This is a genomic window from Methylobacillus arboreus, assembly GCF_020532725.1.
GTDB lineage: Bacteria > Pseudomonadota > Gammaproteobacteria > Burkholderiales > Methylophilaceae > Methylobacillus > Methylobacillus arboreus.
Window position 1 is genome coordinate 565154 of record NZ_JAJAVC010000003.1, and the last position, 13276, is coordinate 578429.

Annotated in this window: 15 protein-coding genes; 14 read left to right on the forward strand and 1 reads right to left on the reverse strand. The window is 52.3% G+C overall.

The genetic code is table 11. The annotated features are described in order from the left end of the window. Positions 1-2: 2 nt before the first annotated feature. The 8 genes from LG198_RS02655 (at position 3) to fae (ending at position 7594) form a co-directional block, all read left to right on the forward strand. Positions 3-1133 carry an ATP-grasp domain-containing protein gene (locus LG198_RS02655; protein ID WP_230341616.1) on the forward strand — a complete coding sequence of 377 codons (1131 nt, stop codon included), beginning with the start codon at positions 3-5 and terminating at the stop codon, positions 1131-1133. 41 nt (positions 1134-1174) lie between these two features. After that, the gene (mch, locus tag LG198_RS02660) at positions 1175-2158 is read left to right on the forward strand and encodes a methenyltetrahydromethanopterin cyclohydrolase (RefSeq protein WP_230341617.1); all 984 of its coding nucleotides are present in this window, start codon (positions 1175-1177) and stop codon (positions 2156-2158) included. Further along, a complete protein-coding gene (locus LG198_RS02665) occupies positions 2158-3081 on the forward strand; it encodes an ATP-grasp domain-containing protein (protein ID WP_230341618.1) in 924 nt (307 codons plus the stop codon). Before mch ends, LG198_RS02665 begins: the two co-directional genes overlap by 1 nt. After that, positions 3078-3923 (forward strand): triphosphoribosyl-dephospho-CoA synthase, encoded by an 846-nt coding sequence (locus LG198_RS02670; RefSeq protein WP_230341619.1) that lies wholly within the window; start codon positions 3078-3080, stop codon positions 3921-3923. The genes LG198_RS02665 and LG198_RS02670 overlap by 4 nt, the downstream gene beginning before the upstream one ends. 131 nt (positions 3924-4054) lie before the next feature. Further along, positions 4055-5005: a transaldolase gene (tal, locus tag LG198_RS02675; RefSeq protein ID WP_230341620.1), complete on the forward strand. Its 951-nt coding sequence runs from the start codon at positions 4055-4057 to the stop codon at positions 5003-5005. Positions 5006-5157: 152 nt separating this feature from the next. Beyond that, positions 5158-5787, forward strand: a complete 630-nt coding sequence (gene hxlA / locus LG198_RS02680; RefSeq protein ID WP_230341621.1) for a 3-hexulose-6-phosphate synthase — start codon at positions 5158-5160, stop codon at positions 5785-5787. Between the two features lie 111 nt (positions 5788-5898). Next, a complete protein-coding gene (gene hxlB, locus LG198_RS02685) occupies positions 5899-6444 on the forward strand; it encodes a 6-phospho-3-hexuloisomerase (RefSeq protein WP_230341622.1) in 546 nt (181 codons plus the stop codon). Between the two features lie 613 nt (positions 6445-7057). Next, positions 7058-7594 carry a formaldehyde-activating enzyme gene (fae, locus tag LG198_RS02690; protein WP_230341623.1) on the forward strand — a complete coding sequence of 179 codons (537 nt, stop codon included), beginning with the start codon at positions 7058-7060 and terminating at the stop codon, positions 7592-7594. A gap of 72 nt (positions 7595-7666) precedes the next feature. Here fae and LG198_RS02695 read toward each other — a convergent pair whose 3' ends face one another. Continuing rightward, positions 7667-8386 (reverse strand): HisA/HisF-related TIM barrel protein, encoded by a 720-nt coding sequence (locus LG198_RS02695; protein ID WP_230341624.1) that lies wholly within the window; start codon positions 8384-8386, stop codon positions 7667-7669. On the opposite strand from LG198_RS02695, the gene LG198_RS02700 reads away from it, so the two are divergent. The 6 genes from LG198_RS02700 to LG198_RS02725 all read left to right on the forward strand — a co-directional run bounded on the left by LG198_RS02700 (position 8376) and on the right by LG198_RS02725 (position 13263). After that, positions 8376-9398: an ATP-grasp domain-containing protein gene (locus LG198_RS02700; RefSeq protein WP_230341625.1), complete on the forward strand. Its 1023-nt coding sequence runs from the start codon at positions 8376-8378 to the stop codon at positions 9396-9398. The two genes, LG198_RS02695 and LG198_RS02700, sit on opposite strands and share 11 nt — an antisense overlap. Further along, positions 9391-10467, forward strand: coding sequence for a hydantoinase/oxoprolinase family protein (locus tag LG198_RS02705; protein ID WP_230341626.1), 1077 nt, complete (start codon positions 9391-9393; stop codon positions 10465-10467). The genes LG198_RS02700 and LG198_RS02705 overlap by 8 nt, the downstream gene beginning before the upstream one ends. Continuing rightward, a complete protein-coding gene (pabB, locus tag LG198_RS02710; protein ID WP_230341627.1) occupies positions 10461-11843 on the forward strand; it encodes an aminodeoxychorismate synthase component I in 1383 nt (460 codons plus the stop codon). The genes LG198_RS02705 and pabB overlap by 7 nt, the downstream gene beginning before the upstream one ends. After that, on the forward strand, positions 11830-12459 hold the full coding sequence (locus LG198_RS02715; protein WP_230341628.1) for an amino acid kinase family protein: 630 nt from the start codon (positions 11830-11832) through the stop codon (positions 12457-12459). The genes pabB and LG198_RS02715 overlap by 14 nt, the downstream gene beginning before the upstream one ends. Before the next feature lie 11 nt (positions 12460-12470). Beyond that, positions 12471-12851: a 4a-hydroxytetrahydrobiopterin dehydratase gene (locus LG198_RS02720; RefSeq protein ID WP_230341629.1), complete on the forward strand. Its 381-nt coding sequence runs from the start codon at positions 12471-12473 to the stop codon at positions 12849-12851. A gap of 232 nt (positions 12852-13083) precedes the next feature. After that, on the forward strand, positions 13084-13263 hold the full coding sequence (locus tag LG198_RS02725) for a Flp family type IVb pilin (RefSeq protein WP_230341630.1): 180 nt from the start codon (positions 13084-13086) through the stop codon (positions 13261-13263). The last annotated feature ends 13 nt before the right edge of the window (positions 13264-13276 follow it).

Sequence of the window (13276 nt, forward strand, 5' to 3'; positions counted from 1 at the left end):
ATTTGGCGCGCAAGCTTGTCATTGCTGCTGTTTGTGCCAGGCCCTATGTGGCCATGGCGTGCGCGGCAGGTTATGAAGCGGTTGCGCTGGATATTTTTGCCGACGTGGATACGCAGGCAATGGCAAGCCGGGTGCTGCAACTGCCTTACGCGGATGGAGGATTTGAGCCAGCAGGCTTTGAAGCGGCATTGTCAGCGCTGAGTGTGCAGGATGATGTGTACGGCTTTGTCTATGGGAGTGGCTTTGAGGCTGCCCCTGAATTATTGAATATCGCGGCTGCCTATATGCCGGTGATTGGCAACAGTGCCGAGGTTGTTGCAGAGGCAAAGGCTGTCCCGGGATTTTTCAACCTGTTGGCAAGGTTGGAGATTCCTTACCCGGAAACATTGACGGAACCTCCCGCAGCCATGTCTGGCTGGCTGTCCAAACATGCAGGCGGGTCGGGCGGTACGCATATCCGTCGCATGAGTGGTACGGTTGGGATGTTGCCAGGAGCTTACTACCAGCGTGAATTGATCGGTGTGCCGGTTTCCGCGCTGTTTGCTGCTGATGGTGCAAAGGCCGTTGTGATCGGCTATAACCGCCAGAGCGTCTCGGCATTTGCTGATTTGCCATTTCGTTATGGTGGCCTAGTCAGCAATGCAGATTTGCCGGATGTTTGCTGTGAGGCTTTATATTCCGCTGCGCAGAAGTTGACCCAGGCCTTGCAATTGAGAGGAATCAACAGCGTTGACGCGATACTGGCGCTGGATGGCCAGACCTATATCCTGGAACTCAATCCACGGTTAACGGCGAGTGCGGGCTTGTACAGGGCGCGCACCAGTATGATGCAAATGCACTTGAATGCCAGCCAGGGAATGCAGGTAGCGCCTGATGTCAGCAGCAATGCCCAGGCGCAGGCTGTTTTCTATGCAGCGCAGGCTTTTGTGGTGCCTGAGGTAGTGCATTGGCCAGAATGGGTTGCTGATATACCGCTTGCTGGTAGCAGCATTGCTCCTGGATATCCGGTTTGTACAGTCTATGCTGAAGCTAGGACGGCAACCGCAGCATGGGATCTGGTACAGCATAGATTGCAAGTGGTGTCTGCGATACAACATGGAAAATCAATAGCGCGGCATGCCGATATAGTATAGTGCCGCGAACATAATTTAATTGAATGGGAAAGTGAACAAAAATGAGTGAAAGCAAACTTGACGTCAGTTTTTGGCCCAGTGTGAATCAGCTGACCAATCCTTTGGTCAAGCATTTGGTCGATAATGCTAAGGTCTTGCGCCTGCTGGTGGAGAAATTGCCAAGCGGCGCGACTGTGATCGATGCGGGTATCAAGGCAGAAGGCGGCCTGGAAGCCGGCCGCTTGATTGCCGAGATTTGCATGGGCGGCCTGGGGCATGTCAACTTGCATTCCTCCAGCACTTTCCCGCACTGGCCATGGACACTGTCTGTGCACTCCAATAACCCGGTATTGTCTTGCCTGGGCAGCCAGTATGCGGGCTGGAGCCTTTCCCATGAAAAGTTCTTCTCTCTCGGTTCCGGCCCGGGGCGTGCGCTGGCTGGCCGTGAAGAGCTCTATAAGGAGCTGGGTTACAAGGATAGCGCCGATGCTGCAGTGTTGGTGCTTGAAAGTGACAAAGTGCCACCTCAGGAGGTGATCGAGAAGGTTGCCCGCGATACCGGCGTGAAAGCAGAAAATCTAACCTTCATCCTGACGCCGACCCGCAGCCTGGCTGGTACCGTGCAGATTGTCGCACGCGTGCTGGAAGTGGCACTGCACAAGATCCATACCCTGCATTTCCCGCTGGAGCATGTGGTGGATGGTGCAGCGAGCGCGCCATTGCCGCCTCCGGCACCGGATTTTCTCATCGGCATGGGCCGCACTAATGATGCGATCCTGTTTGGCGGCCATGCGCATATTTTCGTTAAGGGCAGCGACGAAGCAGCGGCCAAGCTGGCGCAGGAATTGCCAAGCAGCGCTTCCCGCGACTACGGCCGTCCGTTTGCCGAGGTGTTCAAGGCAGTCAACATGGATTTCTACAAGATTGACCCCCTGTTGTTCAGCCCGGCCGCAGTGACAGTGACAGCCGTCGAATCGGGCAAGAGTTTCACTGGCGGCAAGTTGGATGCCGCCTTGCTGGATCAGTCGTTCGGCTATAGCGCATAGTGGATTACCGCATCCCGGTTTTTACCGATGATCCCGGCTGGCACGGCAAGCGTCTCAAGGAGGTGTTTGCCGCGCGCGGATATGAGGCGGTTTTTATTTCTCTCAAGGATTGTGCCTTCAACATCGGAGGGAATGGACAGCCTGCAGTACTGATCCCTGGGTTTGAGAATGGGTTGCCCAAAGGGGTCTTTGTGCGAGGCGTTCCGGGAGGTACGTTGCAGCAAGTGATTGCGCGACTGGATGTCCTGCATGCACTGAAACTGCTTGGTGTGGTGGTATATAACGACGGACGTGCTGTCGAGCGTACCGTTGACAAAGCGATGACCAGTTTCTTGCTGCATCTCAACCAGGTGCCGACGCCACAGACCTGGGTCTGCGAATCCCGGCATCAGGCCCATGATGTCTACCTCAGGGAAACCATGGCGGGGCGCCCCCTGGTTATCAAGCCCTTGTTCGGTTCGCAGGGGCAGGGGGTGCGCAAGCTGACGCGGGAAACGCCTTTTCCTGTTCCCATGGAAGAACATGTGGACGGGCTTTATTACCTGCAGTCGTATATCGATAGCGGGGAGGGAGCTTGGCATGACCATCGCGTATTCGTGATACGCGGCCATGCTGTGGCGGCAATGATTCGGCACGGCAGCCATTGGGTCAATAATGTGGCGCAGGGCGGCCGCTGTGAGGTCATTACCGCGGAAGGTGAATTGGCGCAGCTGGCCGAAGCTGCTGCTCGCGCCGTCAGTGTCGATTACTGTGGTGTTGACATCATCAGGGGGCGTGATGGTCGACCGTATGTACTGGAGGTCAATAGTATTCCTGCGTGGAAGGGCTTGCAGGGCGCTACTGGCCTGAATGTAGCACAACTCTTGGTGGATGATTTTCTTTCCTGTATTCATGCGCAGCCAGCCTTGACCGTTGTGTCATGAGCAGCCAACAGATCGCCGAAGCGCTCCGTGCGGCATGCATGGCTGAACTTACCAGCCTCAAGCCTGGCAATGTGCATATATTTGCCGATGGTCATGGCATGGTGGTACAGCAATTTATCCAGAGTGCTGATGCGGTCGCTGCGGTGATTGCACAGCCAGGCCTGTCAGTAGGGCAGCGTATCCTGGCTTCGGTGGAAGCGACCTGGCAAGTGGTGGATTGCAATACCAATCTGGGTATTGTGCTCTTGTCGGCTCCGCTGGTTCATGCCGCCTTGTCTGGCGGGGAGGGTTCATTGCAACAGCGGGTGCAACAAGTCCTGAACCAACTCGATATTAAGGATTCCGAGCTTGCCTTCAAGGCCATTGTCCGTGCTTCCCCCGGCGGTTTGGGCAAAGCTGATGCCAATGACGTGCACGAGGTGCCCAGCATTACATTGTGCGAGGCCATGCAGTTGGCCGCAGGACGTGATCGTATCGCCCGGCAATACACATCTGGCTTTGAGGATATCTTTGGCATTGGCCTTGAGGCTTATGGCAAAGCGCTGGCGCGTTGGCAGAACCCTGCCTGGGCGACCACTGTGTTGTACCTGACGTTCTTGAGCAGTTTCCCGGATAGCCATATTCAGCGCAAATATGGCCTGTCGCAGGCGGAAGAGGTGAGCCGCCAGGCTAGTCTGCATCTCGATGAATTATCGTCATACGACAACCCTAAACTTTATCAACACAGCTTGCTCAAGTTTGATGCAGCGCTCAAGGAGCAAAAGCTAAATCCTGGAACCAGTGCAGACCTCACTGTAGCCACCTTGCTGGCGTATGAGCTGTCAAGAGGCGGTGCTCTATAGTTATGCATAATTTTCGGTTATACTAGTCCGATTCCCTCGGAGGGTCTGAAGCCTATTCCCTGGCTGACCAGCCTCCAGTCGGGCGCAAGTTTTCAAGCGTAATATTCTGTATTTTCTCAAGGAGGAGCAATATGGCTAATTTATTCGATCAACTGAAGGAATTCACGACGATTGTTGCGGACACTGGTGATGTGGAAGCGATCAAGAGCGTAAAGCCTTACGATGCAACAACCAACCCATCCCTGTTGCTGAAGGCAAGCACCCTTCCACAATATGCTCCGCTGATTGACGAAGCAATTACATATGCCAAGTCCCAAAGCAGTGACAAGGCACAACAAATTGAAGATGCTGCCGACAAGCTGGCAGTGCTGATCGGCCAGGAAATCCTCAAGCATATCCCTGGCAAGATTTCCACCGAAGTGGATGCACGTCTGTCTTTTGATACAGATGCGATGGTGCAAAAGGGCCGCAAGCTGATCAAGCTGTACCAGGATGCCGGTATTTCCAAGGATCGCGTACTGATCAAGCTGGCTTCCACCTGGGAAGGCATCAAGGCTGGTGAGATTCTTGAAAAAGAAGGCATCAACTGCAACCTGACCCTGCTGTTCAGCTTCGCGCAAGCACGTGCCTGTGCTGAAGCTGGCGTGTTCCTGATCTCCCCATTCGTTGGTCGTATCCTTGACTGGTACAAGGCCAAGACTGGTGAAACTTACACTTCTGAAACCGATCCAGGCGTGCTGTCTGTTCGCAAGATCTATGCATACTACAAGGAACACGGTTACAAGACTGTCGTGATGGGCGCTTCTTTCCGTAACACCGGTGAAATCACTGCGCTGGCTGGTTGTGACCGCCTGACTGTTTCCCCTAACCTGTTGGAAGAGCTGAAGGCGACTGAAGGCAATCTGCCACGCTTATTGGTTGACAATGGTGCAACCAAAGAACGTCCTGCTCTGTTGACAGAGAAGGAGTTCCGTTTTGAGCAGAACGAAGATGCCATGGCGACTGAAAAGCTGGCCGAAGGCATCCGTGGTTTTGTCGTGGATCAAAACAAGCTCGAAAAGGCACTTGCAGAAAAGCTGTAATTTTGCATGCCGGATGCTGCGGATTATATGCGTTGACATCCGGCTGTTTTGCCGATTAAGATTGTTGTTCCGCTTTTTTGTATAAAAAGTAGTTTTAAGTAGTACTAATATTTGAGTACTAAAATATTTGTAACCCATTTGGAGGAAGTATCGTGGCATTAACCCAAGTCGCATTAGATTCACTGGATTTCGACGCAACTGTAGCGCTGGCTGAAAAGGTAGCTCCGCACGTTGACATTCTTGAAATTGGTACTCCAAGCATCAAGCACAACGGTATCAAGTTGCTGGAAACTTTGCGTGCCAAGTTCCCAAACAACAAGATCCTGGTTGACCTGAAGACAGCTGATGCAGGCTTTTACGAAGCTGAGCCTTTCTACAAGGCTGGTGCTGATATCGTTACCGTTCTTGGTATTTCCGATCTCGGTACTATCAAGGGTGTTGTCGATGCTGCTAACAAGTACGGCAAGAAGGCTCAAGTTGACCTGATTAACGTTGCAGACAAGGCTGCTCTTAGCCAAGCTGCTGCTAAGCTGGGCGCACACATCATTGGCGTTCACACTGGTCTGGACCAACAAGCTGCTGGCCAAACTCCATTCAGCGATCTGTCTGTGATTGCTGACCAGAACCTGGGCGTTGAAATTTCTGTTGCTGGTGGTGTTAAGCCAGCTACCGTGAAGCAAGTTAAGGATGCTGGCGCGCACATCATCGTCGCTGGCGCTGCTATCTACGGTGCTGCTGATCCAGCTGCTGCTGCTGCTGAAATCACTGCTCTGGCTCGCTAATTACTGTTTAAGTAGTAATAGCACAAAATCCACCACACGTAGCTCAATGAGCTAGTCTGGTGGATTTTTTATGAGAATTGAAAAATTCATATACGTTTTAAGGTGAACGCTATGAACAAATATCAGGAACTTGTAGTCAGCAAGCTGACTAATGTCATTAACAATACAGCAGAAGGCTACGACGACAAAATTCTGAGTCTGGTCGATGCTGCTGGCCGTACCTTTATTGGTGGTGCTGGGCGCTCTTTGCTGGTTTCGCGTTTCTTTGCCATGCGTTTGGTTCATGCGGGCTACCAAGTCAGCATGATTGGCGAAGTGGTGACGCCAAGCATCCAGGCTGGTGATCTCTTCATTGTGATTTCTGGTTCCGGTGGCACCGAGACCCTCTTGCCACTGGTGAAGAAGGCCAAGAGCCAGGGTGCCAAGGTAATCTTGATTTCCATGAAGGCACAATCTCCAATAGGCGATTTAGCTGACTTGGTTGTTCCAGTCGGTGGAAATGATGCGCACGCTTTTGACAAGACGCATGGCTTGCCTATGGGCACCATTTTTGAGTTGTCCACCCTGTGGTTCCTGGAAGCGACTATCGCCAAGCTGGTAGATCAGAAGGGGCTGACAGAAGAGGGCATGCGCGCGATTCACGCAAACCTCGAGTAACAACTCGGCATTACCCTGGCGGCAACCCGGTGTATTTTAGGTACACCGGGTTTTTTGTTGCTTAATTTTTATAATGAATTGAACTTCCATTTAAAGTCTGTGTACTAAAGGCCGTTACCTGGGGGGTGTTCCCGTTATATTCGTGGCCGCGCCGGAACCGGTTTTTGTGCGGAGCAAGGCAAGAGGAGAGAAGTTTGGTCATTCCAAATGAACGACGAGTAACGCAGAGCCGTGCGAAAACCGGCTCCGGCCCTTCGGGTTGCTGTGGCAACTGGCCCCATGCTGCGTTACGGAACTTGGCAAGGGAGTGCCATTGCCCGCGTCCCGTGCCTTGCCTGTCACCAGTTGCCACAGCAACGCGGACACGAATATAACGGGAACACACCCTTGTTGCCATGAAAATATAGCCCAGGACGCTGTCGTGGCAGCTAAGATCAGGTTTTTCGTATGGAAGCAAATTATTGATGTGACAATTCACATAGTTTTCATAAAACTATGTATAATATTTTGCAAATTTTAGGCTTGACGTTAAACAGACGTAAGGCATTTTGATGGCATAGCTAACCCAGCAATGTCGGCTTGTTTCTACGGAAACTTTATATTGGAGAATGAAATGGCAGTTATTGATCGCGTTTTAGTAGGTGAAGCTCTTGTTATTGACAACCGTCCTGACGGCAGCGGCCTTGACCTGCTGAACGTAGCCCACATCGATCTGATTATTGGACCACGCGGTAGCGCTGCAGAAGATGCTTTTGCACGCACTCTGACCGATCAGAAGGAAGGCGTTAACGGCCTGCTGGCGATCGTTGCTCCTAACCTGATGGTTAAGCCAGCAACTGTGATGTTCAATAAGGTAACTATCAAGAACGGTAAGCAAGCTGTTCAAATGTTTGGTCCAGCACAACGCGGTGTCGCATTGGCTGTTTTGGATAGCGTAGCTGACGGTACTATTCCTGCAGAAGAAGCAGACGACGTATTCATCTCCGTAGGCGTATTCATCGACAGCCGTGCTGACATTGATGAGCGCATTCAAGAGTGGAACTACCAAGCCACCAAGCAAGCGATCAAGAATGCAGTGAATCGTGAGCCTAAGGTAGCTGAATTGCTGAAGACTTACAAGGATTCTGCTCACCCATTCCAAGCTAAGTAATCCTTTAGCCCAGGAAGTCCGATGTCGCCATCATGACGTCGGTATCAATAAAAACGCCTTGATATTTTGCTATCAGGGCGTTTTTGTTTTATGCGCAAGTATCGTCTGTAATGCTGCTTGATCCAGGTTGCCATTATGCAGGGCGCTGGCAATCAGCGCCCCCTTGATTCCTCTCGCATCTAGGAGTTGAAGGTCTGCGAGGTGACGTATGCCGCCAGCAGCGTAAATGTAGTGCGATGGGTGTTGTGTGCGGAATTGGCTCAGGCTTGCGATATCTGGTCCGCTGTAACTGCCAACATGCGGCAGGCTCATCACGATAATGTCGCTAGGCCAGAATTGGGCGCTCTGTAGCAACTCAGGCGGCCCCTGGTAGCCAGCCAGGGTGAAATCAAGTGAAAGAATATGCTTGCCTGCGCACACCTGCGAAAGTTGGTGCCAGGTGGCAATGTCGGGAATGCTTTCAGTGCCCAGCACCGGACGTAGGCGATCATGCGCCCAATATTGAATATCTGCGATGGAGTTGATCCCTGCATCAATCCAGATTTCAAGCCCAGGATGTTGTTGGAGTAGTTGGTTGATCAGGCCTAGGTGGTGTCCACGCTTTTGTATGGCGTCCAAATCGGCAATGTAGACAACTGGGAATGGGTATAATCTGAGCAATGCCTCAAGAATTTCCGATACTGCACTGCTTTTGCAAAGGCTGGATGTTAGTGGCTGGTAATGTGCACGCTCACCTTTGCGGGCGTGGACCACGAGGCCATTCATAAGATCAATCACTGGTATGACTTCCACAACTACTCCTTTTTCTTCGACAACCCATATCCTGGTTTTTGAATACCTGACAGCGGGAGGATTATACCGCGAGCCTATTCCTGCATCTCTGGCACAGGAAGCAGTGTTGATGCGGGATGCCATGCTGGATGCCATGAGCCGGGTTGCGGGCGTTGGCATTCTGTCTGCGCATGATGCGCGGTTGCCGATGCCAATCTATATGTCACACTGCCATGTGCTGCAAGATGGTGATGCGCCATGGCAAGTGTGGGCATCATTGATTGCCGAGGCGGATCTGGTCTGGTTGGTAGCCCCGGAAAGCGCTGGCGCCTTATCTCAATTGACCGAGCTGGTCGAAATGTCCGGTAAAGCATTGCTTACAAGCACGGCAGCAGCGGTGAAGATTGCAAGTAGCAAATGGCGGACCTATGAGCAATTGCGCTTGGCCGGCTTGCCCATGGTGGCAACGACTCGTGTTCCCGATCACTCTCAAGCCAGGAATGGCTGGGTGACCAAGCCTGATGATGGCGTGAGTTGCGATGACGTCCATTACTTTAATGATGCTGATAGCCTGGAGCGTTGGCTAACGCAGGGACCTACCGCCAGTCATATTATCCAGCCTTATATCGAAGGAAAGGCTGCCAGCTTCACCATGCTGTGCCGTGATGGCCAGGCCTGGCTGTTGACGTGCAACCAACAGTTGATCCACGTTGATCAAAAAAGCATTCAATATCGGGGCGGTATAGTGAATGGTCTCATGGAACACTGGGCAGGCTTCGACCAGATTGCGCAACAGGTTGCCGCAGCCATCCCAGGGTTATTCGGCTATGTCGGCGTGGATCTGATAGTCGGGGACGATGGGCGGTTGCATGTGCTGGAAGTGAATCCGCGCCTGACCACTTCTTTTGCCGGGCTTGAGGCTGCAATTGCCTATAACCCGGCGCGGCTGTTGCTGGACTTGTTTTATAATGAAGACTTCAAGCTGCCGTCTGGTTTGCAGCGCAATCGAATTGAAATCAATCTGAATGACTGAAACCATCCCGTCACCCCAACATTATTTAGGCTGGGACATTGGTGGCGCCAACCTGAAAGCGGCATTGGTCCGCCAGGATGGTGTTGCCACCGAGGTAGTGCAGGTTCCATGTCCGCTATGGCAGGGGCTTGAGCAACTGGATGCTGCCCTTGACTTAGTACTTTCCCAACTTGGCGTAGAAGTCATACGCCACAGTGTGACGATGACCGGAGAGCTTGCGGACATTTTCCCAGACCGGCCAACGGGTGTTTGGGAGATTGCATCACGCGTGCGTGCCAAGTTGAGTGGCGATGTGTTGTTTTTTGCTGGGCATAATGGCTTTGTGTCGCTGGAGCAGGTGCAGTCCTGTGCCAATGCGATTGCATCGGCTAATTGGCTGGCGAGTGCTGCCTTTGTTGCACGCAAACTCAAGCAGGGTTTGTTCATTGATATAGGCAGTACCACAGCGGATTTTGTCTTGTTACAAGAGGGAAAACCCGCGAATCTGGGGAAAACCGATGCCGAGCGGATGCAGCACGAAGAGTTGGTCTATACCGGCGTTGTCCGTACATCGCTGATGGCCCTGGCTACCAGCATCCCTTTTGCCGGGCAATGGCAGAATGTTGCCGCTGAGCATTTTGCGACGACCGCCGATATTTACCGCCTGACAGGTGAGCTGGACCCGGCAGAGGATATGGGGGCTACTGCTGATGGCGCAGGCAAGACGCTTGAGGAAACCAGCAGGCGTCTGGCACGCATGGTGGGGCGGGATGCTTCCGATGCTGACAAGGCTGCATGGGTGCATCTGGCGCAGGCTTTCAAGCAGCAACAGCTTGATCTGTTACGCCGTGCGGCTTTGCGTAACCTTTCCCGCAACCTGATTCGCCCTGGCACTCCTTTTATTGGTGCAGGGGCAGGTACGTTTCTCGTGCGTGAATTGGCTCAGCAGCTTGGCCATGAGTTCATTGCGGCCAGTTCGCTGTTGAAGGCCGAGTCTGACCAAGTGCGGAATTGGGCTGGCGTTTGCCTCCCTGCTTACGCTGTTGCCAATCTGGGTATTCCTTCGTCAGGTTCGGAGTCATCATGCTGAGACGGGAACTTCCCTATCAGGCTGATAGCTCGGCCCTGTTTGCAAAAATAGCGCACCAGCCATGGGCGATCTACCTGGACAGCGGACATCCGGGCAATGATTACGGCCACTACGACATCATGGTGGCAGATCCTGTCATGACCTTCACTACTCGCGGAAGCGTGACCGAAGTGCTTGATCAGCATGGAGTGCATGAATCGAATGATGATCCGTTTCTTCTATTGAAGCAGGCATTGCACCAATACCCACGCCTAGAGTCCGACCTGCCGTTTACAGGCGGTGCGGTGGGGTATTTCAGTTATGACCTTGCCCGCAATCTAGAATCCTTGCCTGATCACGCGGAAGATGGCGAGCATATCCCTGAGATGATGGCGGGGATTTATGACTGGGCAGTGATCGTTGACCACCGCAAGCGGCAAACCTGGCTGGTGTGTTGTGCCATTCTGGAAGAGCGCAAGTCTAAATGGGCGTCATTGTGCGCGCTATTCGATGGCGATGCCGTACAGCAGAGTGATGGTTTTATCGTCAATACAGAGGCGCGTTCCAATTTTGACGAAGCTGGCTATCAGCGGGTGTTCGAGCGTATACAGCGCTATATCCACGAAGGGGACTGTTATCAGGTTAACCTGGCGCAACGGTTCAGTGCTAATGCCAGTGGTGATGCATGGCAGGCTTATCAATACTTGCGCAAAATAGGTTCCGCCCCTTTCATGGCCTTCATGAACCTGCCTGGCGTACAAGTGCTTTCCGATTCGCCGGAACGCTTCCTCCAGGTGAGCGGGCGCCATGTGGAGACCCGTCCGATTAAAGGAACGCGGCCACGCTCTGTTGATGCGGATGAGGATGCAAGGCAGGCGGATGACTTGAAAAGCAGCCTCAAGGATAGGGCCGAGAACCTGATGATTGTCGATTTGTTGCGCAATGACATTGGCAAGAGCTGTGCAACCGGCTCGGTCAGGGCAGATCGCCTGTTTGCGCTCGAAAGCTATACCAACGTCCATCACCTGGTCAGCACCGTGACGGGTAAGTTGAGTGACCAGCACGAGGCTGTGGACTTGTTGCGCGGGGCATTTCCCGGCGGGTCCATTACCGGGGCGCCCAAGCTCAGGGCGATGGAAATCATTGAGGAACTGGAGCCGCATCGCCGAGGTGTGTATTGCGGCGCGATTGGATATATCGGGTTTGATGGCAATATGGATACCAATATTGCCATCCGTACTGCCATCTATTCGCACGGAGAAATCCGTTTCTGGGCTGGAGGTGGTATCGTAGCAGATTCAGAAGCCGATAAAGAGTATAGGGAAACCTGGGACAAGGCATCAACCATGCTAAAACTCATTGAACATTTTCGGGGTGACCAAGATGTGGGTAATTAAACTGGGAGGCAGCCTTTTAGGTTCGCCCGAACTCAATATCTGGCTGGATATCGTCGCGCGTCATGGGGACGGCCAGGTGCTGATCGTGCCGGGGGGCGGGATTTTTGCCGATGCAGTGCGCGATGCGCAGATGAGTAGCGGTATTGACGATTCGACCGCACATCGGATGGCGGTGATGGCAATGGACCAATATGGCGTATTGATGACCGGGCTGAGCCCGCGCCTGGTGACCGCGCGTAGCGAGCTTGAAATTGCCGAGCGCGGTTGGCAGCATCGCGGCATTGTCTGGCTGCCGAGCGACATGATCTGTGCCGATGAAAGCATTCCCATGAATTGGGGCATCACTTCCGACAGCCTTGCGGCTTATCTCGCGGCCAAACTCAATGCCGAACACCTGATCCTTGTGAAATCCTCGCGCCCGGATGCTGACCAGCAAGTGTCGCTAGAGAAGCTCACCAAGGAAGGATTTGTCGATAGTGCGTTTGGCGATCATATTGCAGGCAAGGCATTCAATACCTGGGTAGTGGGGCGCCAGGACTGTGTGGCATTCAATGAAGGCTTCATTGAGGAAGAGCTCGTGCGGGTTGGCTTGCCGGTGCGCTGTTCCTGGAACTAGAGGAGAAAAATATGAGCGAACAGAAAGAACGTACCTATAGCGAAGCGGAAATCAAGGCAAAGCTGTTGGAAACGGAATTGCTGCATTGGTATTACGAGGATGGCTGGATCCGGCGCAAGTACAAAACCAGTGGCTGGAAAGCTACCTTGATGGTGGTAAATACCATAGGTCACCTAGCAGAAGCAGCCTGGCATCATCCGGATCTCACGGTGTCGTATGCCTTCGTCATCGTCAAGCTCAGCACCCATACGGCCAAGGGTATTACCGACAAGGACTGGGAGCTGGCACGCAAGATAGAGTCTGTCATCCAGTGGCAACCCGGGAAAGAGCAGGGAGCTTTGGAAGGCACCCCCAATGACGATGCACGCTTCAAATATATTAAATATGACTAATTGATAGTTTTTTAATTCAATCATTAAAAACGGCCAGGATTATTCATCCTGGCCGTTTTTTTATTTCTTTTGGCATTTTGTTGTTAAAGAAATTGATGAATATGACGATACAAATTTTACATGTTTCATATTTTTCATATTTACTGTATTTATCAATGTGTGTATGCTTTATTCAAATGGCATTGCTTAAGTCGTAATGCCGCAAATGAGTAGCCCATGTAAGGAGAATGCAATGTTCGCAATGATGAAGCAATGGTTGATCGATTTCTATCATGATGAAGAGGGGGCGAGTGGTATCGAATATGCCCTGATTGCGGCTATGGTGGCTGTTGTCTTAGCTACATTTACTACTGATATTTCAGGAAAAATAAATACGATTTTTACTAATATTAGTACTTCATTAGGTAGCTGAGCCGTAGATATGG